This window comes from Ruminococcus sp. AF17-12 (genome assembly GCF_003479245.1).
GTDB classification, from domain to species: domain Bacteria; phylum Bacillota; class Clostridia; order Lachnospirales; family Lachnospiraceae; genus Blautia_A; species Blautia_A fusiformis.
This window is the reverse complement of sequence record NZ_QUGY01000005.1, coordinates 35,290-52,053: the sequence shown is the minus strand read 5'-3', so window position 1 is coordinate 52,053 and position 16,764 is coordinate 35,290. Positions and strand designations below refer to the sequence as shown.

At 44.6% G+C, this 16,764-nt stretch carries 19 protein-coding genes; 17 read left to right on the top strand and 2 right to left on the bottom strand.

Going from position 1 to position 16,764, the window contains the following annotated elements; genetic code table 11:
- Nucleotides 1-18 precede the first annotated feature (18 nt).
- From DWW77_RS06705 to DWW77_RS06645, 13 genes are all read left to right on the top strand, one after another.
- Nucleotides 19-1,305: a vWA domain-containing protein gene (locus DWW77_RS06705; RefSeq protein WP_242981967.1), complete on the top strand. Its 1,287-nt coding sequence runs from the start codon at nt 19-21 to the stop codon at nt 1,303-1,305.
- The gene (locus tag DWW77_RS06700; RefSeq protein ID WP_114002151.1) at nt 1,302-2,822 is read left to right on the top strand and encodes an ATP-binding protein; all 1,521 of its coding nucleotides are present in this window, start codon (nt 1,302-1,304) and stop codon (nt 2,820-2,822) included. Before DWW77_RS06705 ends, DWW77_RS06700 begins: the two co-directional genes overlap by 4 nt.
- A gap of 124 nt (nt 2,823-2,946) precedes the next feature.
- A complete protein-coding gene (locus DWW77_RS06695) occupies nt 2,947-3,819 on the top strand; it encodes a phosphoribosylaminoimidazolesuccinocarboxamide synthase (protein WP_015527192.1) in 873 nt (290 codons plus the stop codon).
- Between the two features lie 176 nt (nt 3,820-3,995).
- The gene (gene srtB, locus DWW77_RS06690; RefSeq protein ID WP_021977094.1) at nt 3,996-4,817 is read left to right on the top strand and encodes a class B sortase; all 822 of its coding nucleotides are present in this window, start codon (nt 3,996-3,998) and stop codon (nt 4,815-4,817) included.
- Between the two features lie 37 nt (nt 4,818-4,854).
- A complete protein-coding gene (locus DWW77_RS06685) occupies nt 4,855-5,577 on the top strand; it encodes an NAD-dependent protein deacylase (RefSeq protein WP_021977095.1) in 723 nt (240 codons plus the stop codon).
- Nucleotides 5,578-5,680: 103 nt separating this feature from the next.
- Nucleotides 5,681-5,875 carry a DUF951 domain-containing protein gene (locus DWW77_RS06680; RefSeq protein ID WP_118514300.1) on the top strand — a complete coding sequence of 65 codons (195 nt, stop codon included), beginning with the start codon at nt 5,681-5,683 and terminating at the stop codon, nt 5,873-5,875.
- Nucleotides 5,876-5,990: 115 nt separating this feature from the next.
- On the top strand, nt 5,991-6,278 hold the full coding sequence (gene rpsF / locus DWW77_RS06675) for a 30S ribosomal protein S6 (protein ID WP_021977097.1): 288 nt from the start codon (nt 5,991-5,993) through the stop codon (nt 6,276-6,278).
- A gap of 80 nt (nt 6,279-6,358) precedes the next feature.
- Complete coding sequence (locus tag DWW77_RS06670; protein ID WP_021977098.1) at nt 6,359-6,817, top strand: single-stranded DNA-binding protein; 459 nt, start codon at nt 6,359-6,361, stop codon at nt 6,815-6,817.
- A 48-nt stretch (nt 6,818-6,865) separates the two neighbouring features.
- Nucleotides 6,866-7,129 (top strand): 30S ribosomal protein S18, encoded by a 264-nt coding sequence (rpsR, locus tag DWW77_RS06665; protein WP_021651398.1) that lies wholly within the window; start codon nt 6,866-6,868, stop codon nt 7,127-7,129.
- Nucleotides 7,130-7,367: 238 nt separating this feature from the next.
- Nucleotides 7,368-9,416 carry a DHH family phosphoesterase gene (locus tag DWW77_RS06660; protein WP_021977099.1) on the top strand — a complete coding sequence of 683 codons (2,049 nt, stop codon included), beginning with the start codon at nt 7,368-7,370 and terminating at the stop codon, nt 9,414-9,416.
- Between the two features lie 2 nt (nt 9,417-9,418).
- The gene (gene rplI, locus DWW77_RS06655) at nt 9,419-9,865 is read left to right on the top strand and encodes a 50S ribosomal protein L9 (protein WP_118608331.1); all 447 of its coding nucleotides are present in this window, start codon (nt 9,419-9,421) and stop codon (nt 9,863-9,865) included.
- Nucleotides 9,866-9,868: 3 nt separating this feature from the next.
- Nucleotides 9,869-11,197: a replicative DNA helicase gene (dnaB, locus tag DWW77_RS06650; protein ID WP_015527183.1), complete on the top strand. Its 1,329-nt coding sequence runs from the start codon at nt 9,869-9,871 to the stop codon at nt 11,195-11,197.
- 226 nt (nt 11,198-11,423) lie between these two features.
- Entirely contained in the window at nt 11,424-11,993 is a 570-nt protein-coding gene (locus tag DWW77_RS06645) for a MerR family transcriptional regulator (RefSeq protein ID WP_114002149.1), read from the top strand.
- A gap of 46 nt (nt 11,994-12,039) precedes the next feature.
- On the opposite strand, the gene fdxA is transcribed toward DWW77_RS06645, so the two are convergent.
- Nucleotides 12,040-12,210, bottom strand: a complete 171-nt coding sequence (gene fdxA, locus DWW77_RS06640) for a 4Fe-4S ferredoxin (protein ID WP_015527180.1) — start codon at nt 12,208-12,210, stop codon at nt 12,040-12,042.
- 208 nt (nt 12,211-12,418) lie between these two features.
- Between fdxA and DWW77_RS06635 the strand changes: the two genes are divergently transcribed.
- Complete coding sequence (locus DWW77_RS06635; RefSeq protein ID WP_015527179.1) at nt 12,419-12,619, top strand: DUF1858 domain-containing protein; 201 nt, start codon at nt 12,419-12,421, stop codon at nt 12,617-12,619.
- A gap of 106 nt (nt 12,620-12,725) precedes the next feature.
- On the opposite strand, the gene DWW77_RS06630 is transcribed toward DWW77_RS06635, so the two are convergent.
- Nucleotides 12,726-13,493 carry an adaptor protein MecA gene (locus DWW77_RS06630; RefSeq protein ID WP_021651393.1) on the bottom strand — a complete coding sequence of 256 codons (768 nt, stop codon included), beginning with the start codon at nt 13,491-13,493 and terminating at the stop codon, nt 12,726-12,728.
- Between the two features lie 360 nt (nt 13,494-13,853).
- Here DWW77_RS06630 and DWW77_RS06620 point away from each other — a divergent pair, with 360 nt between their 5' ends.
- The 3 genes from DWW77_RS06620 (at nt 13,854) to DWW77_RS06610 (ending at nt 16,763) form a co-directional block, all read left to right on the top strand.
- Entirely contained in the window at nt 13,854-14,123 is a 270-nt protein-coding gene (locus DWW77_RS06620) for a hypothetical protein (protein ID WP_021651392.1), read from the top strand.
- Between the two features lie 185 nt (nt 14,124-14,308).
- Nucleotides 14,309-15,958 carry a glycosyl hydrolase family 18 protein gene (locus DWW77_RS06615; RefSeq protein ID WP_118608330.1) on the top strand — a complete coding sequence of 550 codons (1,650 nt, stop codon included), beginning with the start codon at nt 14,309-14,311 and terminating at the stop codon, nt 15,956-15,958.
- Nucleotides 15,959-16,040: 82 nt separating this feature from the next.
- Nucleotides 16,041-16,763, top strand: a complete 723-nt coding sequence (locus tag DWW77_RS06610) for an N-acetylmuramoyl-L-alanine amidase (RefSeq protein ID WP_243121575.1) — start codon at nt 16,041-16,043, stop codon at nt 16,761-16,763.
- Nucleotide 16,764 lies beyond the last annotated feature (1 nt).

Below are 16,764 nucleotides of genomic sequence, written 5' to 3'. Positions count from 1 at the left end.
GGAATGGAGGCGGATTCGGTGGAACGGAGGCAGGAAGAGCTTGGAATACATATCCTGGAAAATATAAGGAACGAACTGTACTACTATTTTCCATATCTGGACGGTGCTTTTGCCTGCATTTCCGGGAAGGGCTCAGAGCAGACCGGAACTATTGGAACAGATGGAGCTTTTTTGCTTTTTTCCCCGGAATATCTTCTGAAGCTTTATGTAAAAAAGCCGGAGGCAGTGCGAAGAGGTTATCTGCATATGCTGCTGCACTGTCTGTATCTGCACCTTTTTCGGGAGGATCAGGAGGACAGACGCTTATGGAACCTGGCCTGTGATATTGCGGTGGAACAGATCATTTCCAGGGAAAAGATCCCGATTCTGGAGACAGGCGGCGATGCGAAAAAAATCCGTGAAAAGGTTTTTCATATTCTGGGAGACAGGTCGGATTCCGCAGAAAAGATATGCCGGAAGCTGAAGGAACAGGCTTTTCCGTTTCACCTGGAAGAACTGGAGGAAGCCTTTCATTTTGATGATCACACCCTGTGGGACACCTGCACAGGAGAAAAAGGAAAAAGAACAAAGGAAAAATGGAACAAGCTTCTTTCCTATACTGCCGCAAACCGTCAGGATCACCGGAAACGGCGGGGATGCCAGAAAGGGGACCAGAAGGAAGAGGCAGGAACGGTAAGATCCGGAAGATACGATTACAAAAAGTTTCTCCGTCAGTTTTCTGTGCTGCGGGAAGAGGTGGAGCTGGATACGGAAAGCTTTGATTATATTTTTTATAATTACGGGATGGAGCATTATGGAAATCTTCCGCTGATCGAGCCGCTGGAATATAAGGAAGTGAACCGTCTGGAGGAGCTGGTGATCGCCATTGATACTTCCGGCTCCTGTGATGGAGAGACTGTGCGGAGATTCCTTGGAGAAACGTATTCCATTCTCAGTGAAAAAGAGAATTTTTTCCATAAAATGAAGGTGTACCTGATCCAGTGTGACTGCTGTATCCAGGATGTTAAGGTGATCCATTCCGAGGAAGAATGGAAGGAATACAGCAAAAATATCACCATACAGGGCCGGGGCGGAACAGATTTCCGGCCGGTGTTCCGGTATGTGAAGGAGCAGCAGGAGAAAAAAGAAATCCGCAGTCTTAAGGCTCTGATCTATTTTACAGACGGGGACGGGATATATCCCGGAAGCAAACCGGATTATGAAACGGCCTTTGTATTTTTACATAAAACAGAAAAAATGGAGCTTGTTCCGCCCTGGGCGATCCGGCTTGTGGCAGAGCAGGAAGGAGTGCGTTACAGAACATGAACATAAAAGAGGCAAAAGAAGAGATCAAACATACCTTACTGGCTTACAACCGGAAGGATGCAGCCGGACGCTACACATTTCCCAAACTCCGGCAGCGTCCCATCCTGCTTATGGGACCTCCCGGAATCGGGAAAACAGCGATCATGGAGCAGGTGGCAGAGGAATGCGAGGTAGGTCTGGTAGCCTATACCATTACCCATCATACAAGACAGAGTGCGGTAGGACTGCCAAGGATCGTGACCCGGTGCTACAACGGAAAAGAGGTCAGCATCACAGAGTATACCTTAAGCGAGATCATTGCTTCTGTGTATGATTGTATGGAACGTACCGGAAAGAAGGAGGGAATCCTGTTTATCGATGAGATCAACTGTGTCTCCGAGACACTTGCGCCTACCATGCTGCAGTTCCTTCAGAACAAGACCTTCGGAAGCCACAGTGTGCCGGAAGGATGGCTGATCGCGGCAGCAGGAAATCCTCCGGAATATAATAAATCGGTCCGGGAGTTTGATATTGTAACACTGGACCGTGTGCGGAGGATGGATATCGAGGCAGATCTTGAGGTGTGGATGGAGTATGCCTGGAAAAAGGAGATCCACGGATCGATCCTGGCTTATCTCGGCATGAAAAAGGATCATTTTTATTCTGTGGAAAATACAGTGGACGGGAAATTCTTCGTGACAGCAAGAGGCTGGGAAGACCTGTCTGAGATCCTGAAGGCTTATGAGGAGCTGGGCGTGGAGATCACAGAGAATCTGGTCGGGGAGTATTTATGCAGAGAGGAGATCGCAAGAAGCTTTTTTGCCAGCTATCAGCTGTACCGGAAGTACGGAGAGGACTATGGCCTGGAACGTCTGCTTTCCGGAGAGATGCCGGAGGAGGAACAGCAGAAAAAGGTAAAAATGGCGAAGGAAGCTTCCTTTGAGGAACGCTTCCTTGTGACAGGGCTTCTGCTTGACGGTCTGAACGGAAGTTTTCTGACCTATGAGAAGATGGATGGTGAAACAGGTGCTGTTTATCAGGAACTTCTGCATCTGAAAGCTTTTCTTCAGGATAAAAAGGACATGACAGCGCTGGATGAATTTACAGATATGAAGAAGAAAAGTCTGGCTGTCCGTCTGGAGGCGGAGCTTCTTACCGCAGATCAGCAGACTACGGAAGAGCTTGTGATCCGCACTCTGGAGGAATTCAGCCTTACTATCCGAAAGGAGCATATCACAGAAACAGAGGCTGGCTTTGAACGGATCCGGCAGCTGTTTACGGAAATGGCGGAGAAGAGAAAAGCCTGTGCGAAAAAGATCAGCGGGGAGCTGGAACAGGCATTTAGATTTATGAAGGAATGCTTCGGGGACGGACAGGAAACGGTGCTTTTTGTCACCGGATTGACCAGGAACAGCCATGCGGCGGCCTTTATCCGGGAGTATGGCTGTGATCCTTATTTTGCCTGTAGTGAGAAGCTTCTTTACCGGAAGCAGGAGAAAAAGCTTCAGGAGGAATGTGCGTCGCTATTAGAAATATGAATGATCCCTTAACGAATACTTATGACTGAAAGGGGCCTGACATCTTGACAGGAGGGCTTGTGAGGTGATACGGTAACGGTGTCGAAAACAAAAATCAAATAACCGAATGATGAGGTGTGAGAACATGCAGGAATTAAAACCAATCAAAGAAGGTAAAGTACGTGAGATCTATGACAATGGAGACAGTCTGATCATGGTTGCAACAGACCGTATCAGCTGCTTTGACGTAATTCTGAATAACGAAGTTACAAAGAAAGGTGCTGTACTGACCCAGATGTCCAAATTCTGGTTTGACATGACTGAGGACATTCTTCCGAACCACATGATCTCTGTAGATACCAAGGATATGCCGGAGTTTTTCCAGCAGGAGAAATTCGAAGGAAAATCCATGATGTGCCGTAAACTGAACATGCTGCCGATCGAGTGTATCGTACGTGGATACATCACAGGAAGCGGCTGGGCAAGCTACAAGGAGAACGGCACTGTATGCGGCATCAAGCTTCCGGAGGGACTGAAGGAATCCGACAAGCTGCCTGAGCCGATCTACACACCATCTACCAAGGCTGAGATCGGTGATCACGATGAGAATATTTCCTTTGAGCAGAGTATCGATCATCTTGAGAAATACTTCCCGGGAAAAGGACGCGAGTATGCAGAAAAGCTTCGTGACAACACCATTGCTCTTTACAAAAAATGTGCAGAGTATGCACTCAGCAAGGGAATCATCATTGCAGATACAAAATTCGAGTTTGGTCTTGATGAGGACGGAAACATGGTCATCGGTGATGAGATGCTGACACCGGACAGCTCCCGTTTCTGGCCGGCAGAAGGCTATGAACCAGGACATGGTCAGCCATCCTTTGACAAACAGTTTGCACGTGACTGGCTGAAAGCCAATCCGGACAACGACTGGACACTTCCGCAGGAGATCGTTGACAAGACTATTGAGAAATATCTCCAGGCATACAAAATGCTTACAGGAAAAGAACTGGCCTGAAAAATAACAGCAGCTCTGAAATAGAATATACCTTACAAGCCGCTTCGGATGCCCATTCCGAGGCGGCTTCTTTCTATATAAAATGTGATAAAAACAAAACAGTTGCAAGAAAACAGAGGGGTATTTATAATAAATACAGAAACCAGAAAATCCTGACAGATCAAAGGAGTGTGATTATGAGCAGGAAAGACAAGGCGAAAAAGAAAAAAACGGCAGGAGATTATGTTCTGACTCTGGTGCTGATCGTGGCAGTTGTGGTGTTCTGCTATGCTGCCTTTAACCTTTATCATATTTATACAGAGTATAAAAAAGGCACAGATGAGTATAACAGCATTTCAGAAATGGCAGTGACGGAGCGTGATCCGGATGCATCGGAAGATCTGGGACAGCCGGAGGAACAACAGCCGGTGGCTCCTATAAATGTTGATTTTGCATCTCTTAAAAGTATTAATGATGATGTGATCGGCTGGATTTATATGGAGGCACTTCCTCAGATCAGTTATCCGATGGTACAGGGCAAGGATAATAATATGTATCTTCACCAGACTTATGAGAAAAATTATAATTTTGCAGGAACAATCTTTATTGATTATGAGAATAAGAGGGATTTCAGTGACTGCAACACGCTGGTGTACGGACATAATATGAAGAATGGCTCCATGTTTGGAATGCTGAAAAAATACAGGGCAGATGAAACGCTTTACAATACCAGCAAATATTTCTGGATACTTACCCCGAAGAAGAACTACCGCTATGAGATCATTGCCGCATACACAACTTCGGTGAACAGTGATACGTATACCCTGTTTAAAGGTCCTGGTAAGGAATTTCTGGAATATGAGAAAAAAATGTTCAAGAATTCCGAGATTAAAACAGAAGCAGGTGAGGGTGAGGCGAATGTGAAAGATAAGATCGTTACATTGTCTACATGCACCGGTAATCAGGCAACACGTTTTGTTGTGCAGGGAAAAAGAGTAAACGCAGTGGATCCACAGTAGCCATTTTTTATGTGAAAAATAAGGGAGGAAGATTCATATGGAAAATGAAATAGGAAAATTACAGAAGATCATTGATGAGAGCAATAATATTGTATTTTTCGGCGGAGCAGGAGTTTCCACGGAAAGCGGGATCCCGGATTTTCGAAGCCAGGACGGGCTGTATAACCAGAAGTATGATTATCCGCCGGAGACGATCTTAAGCCATACATTTTTTATGCGCAGGCCTGAAGAATTTTTTAAATTTTACAGAGATAAGATGCTTTGTGATACTGCAAAACCCAATGCGGCACATCTGAAACTGGCAGAGATGGAGCAGGCAGGAAAGCTGAAAGCGGTGATCACTCAGAATATTGACAATCTTCATCAGATGGCAGGAAGCAAAAAAGTTCTGGAACTTCACGGAAGTGTTTACCGCAATCATTGTATGAAGTGTGGGAAATTCTATGATTTTAAGTATATGAAGGAGTCAGAAGGAGTTCCGAAATGTACCTGTGGTGGTATGATCAAACCGGATGTGGTTCTCTATGAGGAAGGTCTGGATGACTATACGATCCAGGAATCTGTAAGAGCAATTTCAGAGGCGGAGGTTCTGATCATCGGAGGAACATCCCTGGCTGTGTATCCGGCAGCAGGTCTGATCGATTATTTCAGGGGAAATCATCTGGTGGTGATCAACAAGGCGCCGACACCGAGAGACAAATATGCGGATCTTCTTATTAAAGAACCGATCGGAAAGGTGTTCTCTCAGATACGGATCTGATAAACTGCATAGCAGTTATCCGGTGCAGGGCTACGTAGTGAATGCGGATATTTTTATCCGTTTGACTAAAATATCCGGAAAAAAGAAAAATGAGGAGTATCAAATGGGATTAAATTATGAAGTAGGAGATATTGTCACACTGAAGAAGGCGCACCCCTGTGGCAGCAAAGAATGGGAGATCCTTCGTGTAGGAGCGGATTTCCGCCTGAAATGCAAGGGCTGCGGACACCAGATCATGGTAGCGCGCAAGCTTGTGGAGAAAAATACACGAGATTTGAAAAAATTCGAAAAAAATTAAATTTATGCTTTACATCACGGGAAAGATATGCTAGAATCAACAATCGTGATATATTTCATATCCTTGCTCTTTGACAGGCAAAGGGCCAAAAGACCATAAGGAGGTTAAGACAAGCATGAACAAGTACGAGTTAGCATTAGTTGTGAGCGCTAAGCTTGAGGACGAAGCACGTGACGCTGTAGTTGAGAAAGCAAAAAGCTATATTACACGTTACAACGGCGTGATCACAGAAGTTGAAGAATGGGGTAAGAAGAAATTAGCTTACGAGATTCAGAAAATGCATGAAGGCTTCTACTATTTTATTCAGTTTGAAGCAGATTCTCAGTGCCCGGCGGAGATCGAGAGACATGTCCGCATCATGGACAATGTATTAAGATACCTGGTTGTCAAGAAAGAGGCATAATTTTTGCAGCGGATTTTCGAAAACACCATTAAGAACCTGTTCAGTTAAGTGAAATCTGAGATCATAAGAGAGGTAGAACGATGAACAAAGTAATATTAATGGGACGCTTGACAAGAGATCCTGAGGTAAGATATTCCGCAGGAGAAAATGCCCTGGCAATCGCCAGATATACACTGGCAGTTGACCGCAGATTCCGTCGTGACGGAGAAGCAAATGCTGATTTTATCAACTGTGTTTCTTTCGGACGGACAGCAGAGTTTGCGGAAAAGTATTTCAGACAGGGACTGAAAATTGCAGTTACGGGACGTATTCAGACAGGAAGTTATACGAACCGTGAGGGACAGAAGGTTTATACGACAGAGGTTGTTGTTGAGGATCAGGAATTTGCTGAGAGCAAAGCGTCAAGCGACAGCTATGCAGCATCTCATCCGAGAACAGAAGCAGCACCTGCACCGTCTATGCCAAGTCCGAGCGCAGCAAGCGCCGACGGCTTCATGAATATTCCAGATGGAATTGATGAGGAGCTGCCGTTCAACTAGAACATCTGATCAAGACAGATGAGACGAATAAGATAGGAGGAAACAATCATGGCTTACAATAGAGGCGAGAGACCAGATTCTCCGATGAAGAGAAGAGGCGGACGCAGAAGAAAAAAAGTTTGTGTATTCTGCGGTAAAGAGAATAACGAGATCGATTACAAGGATGTAGCAAAGTTAAGAAAGTATGTTTCCGAGAGAGGTAAGATTCTCCCGAGAAGAATTACAGGTAACTGTGCAAAACATCAGAGAGCACTGACAGTTGCTGTTAAGAGAGCACGTCATATGTCCCTGATGCCATACGTTCAGGACTAATTCCGATCATCCACAGGATCGTTGCCAGACAGATGAGCAGTCATCTGGATGGCAGCGGTCCTGTTTTTTATTTTCTGTGACGACATAAAGCTATAAAACGGACGTTTCCAGTCATGCAGTGTATGGCAGCGTTTTCCGGCTGTAACAGATTTTATCATAACTATGGAATTATAATAAGAAATCTGGTATAATGATAGATAACTTGTGGTTTTTATTACGTTGAGAACAGGAAAAAGCAATGAACAACAAAGTCAAATTTAAAGGGCCTATGAAACACTTCATGCGCTGGCCACTGTATCTTTCGGTTCTGGTGGTGCTGCTGGACCTGCTGGTGTTTATTGTAAGTGTGAAGGCCGGAATTCTGGTGTCTGTAGGTACTGTTATTTATATTTTTATCGCAGTACAGCTTTTCCGATATCACAAACCGCTGATCATCAATGATATGATAGCATTTGCCAATCAGTATGATGTGGTGGAAAAGAGGATGCTGGAAGAACTGGCACTTCCCTATGCCATTATGGATATGGAAGGCCGTATGATCTGGTCCAACCGGATCTTTTCGGAGATCACGGGCAGAGATCAGTTTTATAAAAAAAATATCAGCACAGTTTTTCCGGACATTACTCCGGACAAGCTTCCGGTAGCCGATGAGCTGGAAATTTCCGAGATGAGTACGCATTTCGGGGATCGGATCTATCGTGTGTCCATGCAGAGGGTGACCATGGGAGAAGTGGTAAGCCATGCAGATATTCTGGAGGATATGTCCCAGAATGTTAGCCTGATCGCCATGTATCTTTATGATGAGACAGAGCTTAAGGAATACATTCAGAAGAATGAAGATAATAAGCTTGTAGTAGCCCTGGCTTATCTGGATAATTATGAGGAAGCTCTTGAAAGTGTGGAGGATGTGCGGAGATCTCTTCTGATCGCACTGATCGACCGTAAGATCACGAAGTACTTTTCCAACTTTGACGGTCTTGTAAAGAAGCTGGAGAAAGATAAATATCTCCTGATCATGCGCCAGAGCTCGCTGGAAACTCTGAAGGAACAGAGATTCCATATTCTGGATGAGGTAAAGACTGTTAACATCGGAAACGAGATGGCAGTGACTTTAAGTATTGGAATCGGTCTGAATGCTTCCACTTATATTCAGAATTATGAATATGCCAGAATTGCCATTGAGATGGCACTGGGACGTGGCGGCGACCAGGTAGTGATCAAAAATGGCAATAATATCACCTACATTGGCGGTAAAGCTCAGCAGATGGAGAAATCCACCCGTGTAAAGGCCCGCGTGAAGGCCCAGGCGCTGAAGGAATTTATGAGTACCAAGGACCGTGTGGTTGTCATGGGACATAAGATCACCGACGTGGATGCTCTGGGAGCAGGCATCGGTATTTACCGTGCAGGCAAGACTCTTGGTAAGCCGGTGCACATTGTAATTAATGATCCGACCACATCCATCCGGCCTCTGATGAGTGGCTTTATGGAGAACCCGGATTATGAACCATCCATGTTTGTGGACAGTAATCAGGCCAAAGAGCTTGTGGATAATAATACGGTAGTGGTTGTAGTGGATACCAACAAGCCAAGCTATACCGAATGCCAGGATCTTCTCTATATGACAAAGACCATTGTGGTATTGGATCATCACCGCCGCGGCAGCGAGGTGATCCAGAATGCAGTTCTGTCCTATGTGGAGCCATATGCATCCTCAAGCTGCGAGATGATCGCAGAGATCCTGCAGTATTTTGCAGACGGGCTGAAGCTTCGCAGTATTGAGGCGGACTGTATTTATGCGGGTATCATGATTGATACCAACAACTTTACAACAAGAGCGGGTGTGCGTACCTTTGAGGCAGCAGCATTCCTGCGCAGATGCGGAGCAGATGTGACACGTGTACGTAAGATGCTCCGGGATAATATTGATTCCTATAAGGCGAGAGCGGAGGCAGTTCGTACTGCGGAGATCTACAGAGATTATTTTGCCATTGCAAGATGTCCGAGTGAAGGTCTGGAAAGTCCTACCGTTGTAGGAGCACAGGCGGCCAATGAGCTGCTCAATATCGCAGGAGTCAAGGCATCTTTTGTTCTTACCAGCTATAATAATGAGGTTTACATCAGTGCCAGAGCCATTGATGAAGTGAATGTACAGGTCATGATGGAACGGATGGGCGGCGGCGGACATCTGAATATTGCCGGTGCACAGGTGAAAGACACCATGGATGAGACCGAAAGAATGCTGAAAGAAATTATAGACCAGTTATATCAGGAAGGGGACAAATAGAAATGAAAGTAATTCTTCTGGAAGATGTTAAATCCCTGGGTAAAAAGGGACAGATCGTAAATGTAAGTGACGGATATGCAAGAAACATGATCCTGCCAAAAAAGCTTGGTGTTGAAGCTACATCCAAGAATCTCAATGACCTGAAACTCCGTAAGGCAAATGAAGAAAAGGTTGCACAGGAAAATCTGGACGCTGCCAAGGCATTTGCAGAGGAGCTTTCCACAAAGGAGGTTATCCTTACTCTGAAGGTAGGTGAAGGCGGAAGAACATTCGGTTCTGTATCCTCAAAAGAAATCTCAGAGGCAGCCAAAAAACAACTGAATCTTGATATCGATAAGAAAAAGCTCCAGATGGAGAATCCGATCCGTAACCTGGGTGTTACCAATGTTCCGGTACGACTTCATCCGAAGGTAACCGGAAGTCTCAAAGTCTGGGTAAAAGAGGCGTAATCAATGGAAGAAGCACTGATCAAGAGGATTCTGCCTCACAGCATTGAGGCAGAGCAGTCAGTGATCGGATCCATGATCCTGGATCGTGATGCGATCCTGGTGGCTTCCGAGATCCTGACCAGTGATGATTTTTATCAAAAACAATACGGCATCATTTTTGATGCCATGGTGGAGCTCTGTAATGAAGGACAGCCGGTAGATCTGATCACTCTGCAGAATCGTCTCAAGGAGAAAGAGCTTCCGCCGGACATCAGCAGTATGGAATATGTCCGTGATCTGATCGCAGCAGTTCCTACATCAGCCAATGTGAAATACTATGCCAATATCGTAAGCGAAAAGGCAGTTCTCCGTCGGCTGATACGGACTACGGAAGAAGTTGCCAATGCCTGTTATCTGGAAAAGGACAGTACGGAAACCATACTTGAGGAATCCGAGAAAAAGCTGTTTAATATTTTGCAGAGAACAAATGGCAGCGATTATGTGCCGATCCAGCAGGTTGTGTTGAATGCAGTCAGCAATATTGAGAAGGCTTCCAAGCTGAAGGGCTCCGTTACCGGGATTCCGACCGGATTTGTGGATCTGGATTATAAGACTTCCGGTATGCACGCATCCGATCTTGTACTGATCGCAGCTCGACCTTCCATGGGAAAAACTGCCTTTGTATTGAATATTGCCCAGTATATGGCGTTTCGTAAAGATGTGACCGTGGCTATTTTCAGTCTGGAGATGTCCAAGGAGCAGCTGGTAAACCGTCTTCTTGCTATGGAATCTCACGTGGATTCCCAGAATCTCCGTACCGGAAATCTGAAAGATGAGGACTGGACGAAGCTGGTAGAAGGAGCGGATATTATCGGTGGCTCCAATCTTATTATTGATGATACACCTGGAATCTCCATTGCGGAGCTTCGTTCCAAATGCAGAAAATATAAGCTTGAGCATAATCTGGGGATCATCATGATCGATTATCTTCAGCTGATGAGCGGAAGTGGAAAATCGGATTCCAGACAGCAGGAAATTTCAGATATTTCACGATCGCTGAAAGCGTTGGCAAGAGAGATCGATGTACCGGTAATTGCGTTATCACAGCTTAGCCGTGCAGTGGAACAGAGACCGGATCACAGGCCGATGCTTTCGGATCTTCGAGAGTCCGGAGCTATTGAGCAGGATGCGGATGTGGTCATGTTTATCTATCGAGATGATTATTATCACAAAGATACCGAGAAGAAAGACATTGCGGAAATTATCATAGCCAAGCAGAGAAACGGCCCGATCGGAACTGTGGAGCTGGTATGGCTGCCGAGATATACCCAGTTTGTAAATATGAAAAAATAGAGCCGTGCAGACGGTAAATGAAAGGCTGTCAGGATGAAAGCTTATAGTTATCCTGATGGCCTTTTGTATTTTTGTCTGTGTGATCGTGGAGTTCGGGATGCTATGGATATAGGCAAAGAGTCATATTTGGTAAAATTATGTCAACCGATTATTCTTGCTATTTCCTGATCTCAGGGGTTATACTGTAGACAGCAGCAGTGAATCTCTATATAAGGGGGCGTTCACAATGGAAAAAAGATATACAGTCAGACAGGCCGTAACACTGACCGGAGTGAAATCTTATGTCCTGCGTTACTGGGAGGAAGAACTGGAGCTTCGGATCGGACGCAATGAACTGGGACATCGCTATTATACACCGTTTGATATCCAGCTTTTTCTTAAAATAAATGAGCTGAAAAGTAAAGGACTTCAGTTGAAAGCAATCCGTACACTGATCCCACCGGAGGCAAGAAAGGCAGATACACCGGATTTTTCAGAATCTGGTATCAGGATCCTGGATGGAGAAGCTGTTGAGCTTGAAGATATCCCAATGAAAAAAACGGGATCTGAAAAGGAGTTCATGGAAAAAACGGAATCCGGGAATACAGAGAAGTGCGAGGCAGATAATGATAAGATACTGGAGTTTCAGGAAATCATGGAACGCCTGATCCGTGAGGAAATGCAGAGAAAGAAAGAAGGAGAGTACCGGTGTCGTTCTCTGGATGAAGCGATCCGCAGGCAGCAGCAGGCAAGAAGAGAAGCGGCAGCTTCCTGTGAGGGAAAAAAGAATAAAAAAAACAGAAAAGGCTGCCGGTAAACCGGCAGCCTCATTCATTATAGCAGCTTATCAAGCTAATGATGCATTACTCAGCAGAGATAGCACCAACTGGACAGGCCTCAGCGCATGTTCCGCAGTCAACACAAGCGTCTGCGTCGATTACATAATGCTCGTCTCCCTGAGAAATAGCCTCGTTCGGGCACTCACCCTCACATGTTCCACAGCTAACGCACTCGTCAGAAATTACATATGCCATAATTGATATCCTCCTTTTAAATTGTGTATTATATGTATCCCCTACCAGGGATTCTATTCCCATTCTAATATATCTGCATAAAGAATACAAGTATAAATTTATAAACAAAACTGAAAATTCGTAACCCGTTGATTCCATTCAGGATTCGTATTATAATAGCAGAACGGGATGAAAATATTTCGATAAAACAGTAAAGGAGAATACAATCATGGCAAAAGTTACAAAGAGCATGCTGATCGGAGAACTGCTCACTGTAGACCCGAATATCGCACCGATCCTGATGAGAGCAGGAATGCATTGTCTTGGCTGCCCGTCTTCACAGATGGAATCTCTGGAAGAAGCAGCAATGGTCCATGGCTTGGACGCAGATGTCCTCGTAGCTCAGATCAATGATTTTCTTGGTGAGTAATAAACAGAAGTTTTTTTGCTGAAACAAAAGGACCGCTGTCGGGAAATGCAGATCATATGGATCGCATTCCGACAGCGGTTTGTTTGTCTGTAGGATATTTGGTTTGTCAGATATTCAGAAGCTTCTGAAGTGCATGATCAGCGATCAGTGCACAGTGCTCTCTGAGGTAGGCTTCACCGGCTGGTGTGAATGCGCGGCCGATGCCATACTCGGAAAGGATATTGCAGACCTTGTTAAATTCTTCTGGTGTACAGTCTGACTGATGAAGTACCAGCTGATAGACACCGTCTTCTCCTTCACGATAGAGAGTATTATCACCGGTAAAGAAACCATTCATACCATGAGATGCGGCAATAACATCATCCAGCCCCGGGAAAGAGTACAGGCGTATAAGCTTTACAGAACTCTCAGCCGGCTGCTGTGATGCATCCGGAGTTTCTGTTGCCTGAGAGGCGGAAGTTTCCGCCCTTTTTTCTTCCGGTTTCTGTGAAAGATCCTTAAGCTTGGATTCACAGAGCTTCTGGAAGATATCGATGATATTGTCAGCGCCATCGATCTCTACGGTATCGGAAGGTTTGTTGCCCTTGAAGGGTGCAAATTTGGAAAAACGTGTATCCAGTTCTTCAGGATCTTCCACTTTAGTGATAATGAGGATAATACTTTCGGCATTGACAGGAATAGCCTCGATCATCAGAGGAATATTATCTGCTTCAAAACCAAATTGTATCTGTGCCTGCTGCATCATATCACGAAAGAGACGTTTGGCTTTTTCGGTACCGTATGCAAGTTCGCTGATACGGATCTGATGACTGTCCAGATCTTCTTTCGTCAGGGTACAGCGGATCTGATTTTCATTGATTTTTTCTATTTTCATATGATCACATCCTATAGGTAAATAAATTTAATCTTTTACATACTGTATTATATAACAGTTATACACAAGATGTAAAGATGTAGAAACCGGAGAAAAAAGAAAATTTCTGATTCTTTTATAAAAGACTTGCATCTGAAGGGAAATCAGGTATAATGAAAAGCAGAAAAGCTGTCTCCTCCCGGAAGCAAGAAGACAGTAACGATAACTTAAAGTCATATTTTTCTGAAGATAAGGATTCTGTGTGAAATTCATCGGCGAGTCTGTCGGTACACAGAGAAATTTCCCCCCATTTTATTATTTATATTTTATTACAAGTATCATCCTAACAGGGAAGGTGCAGCTTTTCGAGAACCATTGCTGGTGTTTTCTGAAAATCTAACCAGGAAAGGAGGTCGGGATACGCCAAATATATCACAGGAAAAAAAGAAATCCGCAAAACCCCTTCGAAGGGAACTGGAGCTTTATCGTGAGAACGGAGTTTCTCTTTATCTCAATGGAGCACCAAGCACTCCGAAAAAAATCGCAAAAGCCTGTCAGATTGCGGAAAACGGGGTCTATATGCGGGATTATACGGAAGATGAAGACGGCCATATCGCCTGTGTAAGCTTTGATCTTATTCGCAAAGAATGACCGTACATAAGAAAAAACGGTTCCCCGGATAACGATCATCCCCTGCACTCATGCATACCATACGGGGAACCGAAATTCTAAAGAAATTGTGAAAAATTATTAAAAGTCGATTTTTATAACGAAATGTAGACAAGATATGTTATAATGAAACAAATTATGACATTTTATACCGAAAGGAAAAAAACATGATAAAAAAACACATACCGGTCCTTGTGGTAGGTCTGCTGATCGTTCTGGTCGCTCTTGCCGGAGGGGCTGTTTACGGGATCAATAAGCTTATACCAAGCAGGAAACAGATGGATCTGACAGAATACTACGGCCAGAATGCAGACGGTGAGGCTGCGTTGATACTTGGAACTGAGAAACTGGAAGAGAAGGCACTTATCTTAGGAGAAGATGTATATCTTCCGCTGGATGTAGTGAACGGATATTTGAATCAGAGATATTACTGGGATAGCGAAAACAAGAAGATACTGTATGCAACACCATCCAGTCTCACGGAGGAACCGGCTTCAGATAAGGCAGACGGAAACGTGTGGCTGAAGGATGACACGGTTTATCTGAAACTGGATTATGTAAAAAAGTATACAGATATCGATTCTTATATAGAGCAGGATCCTGCAAGGGTTGCGATACAGTACAAATTTACCAATGTGGAGACCGTGACCACGAAGAAAGATACCGTGATCCGTTACCGGGGCGGGATCAAGGCGCCGATCCTTTCCAAACTGGCGAAGAATACAGTTCTCCGGCTGATGAATGAAGGAGAGGACTGGGATCAGGTGGCAACCGATGACGGTTACATCGGTTATATTCAGAAGAAAAAAGTAAGTGCTGTGGATACAACGGATTATGAAAGGGATTTTAAAACAGAGTCCTATACATATCTTACCATGGATGAGCCGGTGAACCTGGCATGGCACCAGGTTACCAGCACAGATGCAAACAGCTATTTCGCAGATGCGGTACAGAATATGACAGGCGTGAATGTGATCTCTCCAACCTGGTTTTCTGTAACAGATAACTCCGGAAATATTTCAAGTCTTGCATCTGGGGAGTATGTGATGCAGGCACATGAAAAAGGACTGAAGGTATGGGGACTGGTGGATAATTTTAATGAGAACATGAGTACCACAGAAGTTCTTTCAAAAACCAGTTCAAGGCAGAATCTGGAGAATCAGCTGATCACTTATGCACTGAAAGCAGGACTGGATGGAATCAATGTTGATTTTGAATCTTTGAGCGAAGGAGTAGGAATCCATTTCCTTCAGTTTTTAAGAGAGCTTTCTATCCAGTGTCACGCCAATAATTTGGTACTGTCTGTAGATAATCCGGTTCCGGAAGATTTTACCAGTCATTATGACCGTGCGGAGCAGGGCAAGGTTGTGGATTATGTGATCATTATGGGCTATGATGAGCATTACGTAGGCTCCGATGCCGGTTCTGTGGCATCTCTGCCATGGGTAGAACAGGGGGTTAAGGATACGCTTTCAGAAGTAGCGGCTCAACGGACGATCCTTGCGATTCCGTTCTACACAAGGCTCTGGAAGACTACAGATGGCGGTGCACTGACAAGTGAGGCCATCGGTATGGATCAGGCACAGCAGACGATCAGTGATAACGGAGCAGAAACATACTGGGACAAGAAGACAAGTCAGAATTATGGAACCTATGAAGGAGACGGTGCCACATACCAGATCTGGCTGGAGGACTCTAAGTCTATTGCGGAAAAGGTTAAACTGATCAAAAAATACAAACTGGCAGGTGTGGCAGAGTGGAAGCTTGGATTCGAGAACAGCGGGATCTGGAGCGTGATCACAGAAAACCTGTCATAAACAGAAGAAAACATTGTGATCTTCACAATGCTAAAAACACTCCCGGCAACATATATTAAAATAAATATGCCGGGGGTGTTTTGTGTTGAAAAAACATTTCATAGAATTGGCAATGGCAGTTCTTATGCTGGTCTGTTTTTATATTCTGTCATGGGAAGCGGCAGAAACTGCAGGCAGACTTATAGATGTATCTGGAAATATAAAAGCAGATCAGGTGATCCTGGTGGATGCCGGTCATGGCGGTGTGGATTCCGGAATGGTGGGAATCGGTGGACTGAAGGAAAAAGGAATCAATCTGGATATTGCCATGAAGCTAAAAACGATCCTGGAAAAAAAAGGCCTTGCCGTAGTAATGACCCGGGAAGAAGATAAAGGTCTTTATGAAAATGGTACAAAAAATATGAAAGCACAGGATCTGCAGAATCGTATTGAACAGATCCGGAAATATGAACCGGTGCTTTCTGTGAGTATCCACCAGAACAGCTACAGTGATCCCGGAGTAAAAGGCCCGCAGGTATTTTATTATGAGGATTCGGAAGGCGGAAAAGAACTGGCACTTGCGATCCAGGAAAACATGAACCGGAAGCTTTCCATTGCACGGCCGCGGGTGGCAAAAGAAAACAGAACCTATTATCTTCTGAAGAGAAGTCCGGGTGTGATCAATATCGTAGAATGTGGATTTCTTACAAATCCGGAGGAAGCCGCCCTGCTGCAGACAGAGAAGTATCAGAGAAAGGTAGCAGAGGCTGTGGCTGATGGAATCGTTACATATCTGAAAAAACAGAAGGAAAACGAAAATAATTGAA

Excerpts from the sequence above, each read along its gene's own strand:
- rpsF (WP_021977097.1), top strand. The coding sequence starts at position 5,991 with ATGAACAAGTACGAGTTAGCATTAGTTGTGAGCGCTAAGCTTGAGGAC.
- DWW77_RS06645 (WP_114002149.1), top strand. The coding sequence starts at position 11,424 with ATGGAAAAAAGATATACAGTCAGACAGGCCGTAACACTGACCGGAGTG.
- DWW77_RS06670 (WP_021977098.1), top strand. The coding sequence starts at position 6,359 with ATGAACAAAGTAATATTAATGGGACGCTTGACAAGAGATCCTGAGGTA.
- DWW77_RS06700 (WP_114002151.1), top strand. The coding sequence starts at position 1,302 with ATGAACATAAAAGAGGCAAAAGAAGAGATCAAACATACCTTACTGGCT.
- DWW77_RS06635 (WP_015527179.1), top strand. The coding sequence starts at position 12,419 with ATGGCAAAAGTTACAAAGAGCATGCTGATCGGAGAACTGCTCACTGTA.
- rpsR (WP_021651398.1), top strand. The coding sequence starts at position 6,866 with ATGGCTTACAATAGAGGCGAGAGACCAGATTCTCCGATGAAGAGAAGA.
- DWW77_RS06685 (WP_021977095.1), top strand. The coding sequence starts at position 4,855 with ATGGAAAATGAAATAGGAAAATTACAGAAGATCATTGATGAGAGCAAT.
- srtB (WP_021977094.1), top strand. The coding sequence starts at position 3,996 with ATGAGCAGGAAAGACAAGGCGAAAAAGAAAAAAACGGCAGGAGATTAT.
- DWW77_RS06660 (WP_021977099.1), top strand. The coding sequence starts at position 7,368 with ATGAACAACAAAGTCAAATTTAAAGGGCCTATGAAACACTTCATGCGC.
- DWW77_RS06615 (WP_118608330.1), top strand. The coding sequence starts at position 14,309 with ATGATAAAAAAACACATACCGGTCCTTGTGGTAGGTCTGCTGATCGTT.
- fdxA (WP_015527180.1), bottom strand. The coding sequence starts at position 12,210 with ATGGCATATGTAATTTCTGACGAGTGCGTTAGCTGTGGAACATGTGAG.
- DWW77_RS06695 (WP_015527192.1), top strand. The coding sequence starts at position 2,947 with ATGCAGGAATTAAAACCAATCAAAGAAGGTAAAGTACGTGAGATCTAT.
- rplI (WP_118608331.1), top strand. The coding sequence starts at position 9,419 with ATGAAAGTAATTCTTCTGGAAGATGTTAAATCCCTGGGTAAAAAGGGA.
- DWW77_RS06630 (WP_021651393.1), bottom strand. The coding sequence starts at position 13,493 with ATGAAAATAGAAAAAATCAATGAAAATCAGATCCGCTGTACCCTGACG.
- dnaB (WP_015527183.1), top strand. The coding sequence starts at position 9,869 with ATGGAAGAAGCACTGATCAAGAGGATTCTGCCTCACAGCATTGAGGCA.
- DWW77_RS06680 (WP_118514300.1), top strand. The coding sequence starts at position 5,681 with ATGGGATTAAATTATGAAGTAGGAGATATTGTCACACTGAAGAAGGCG.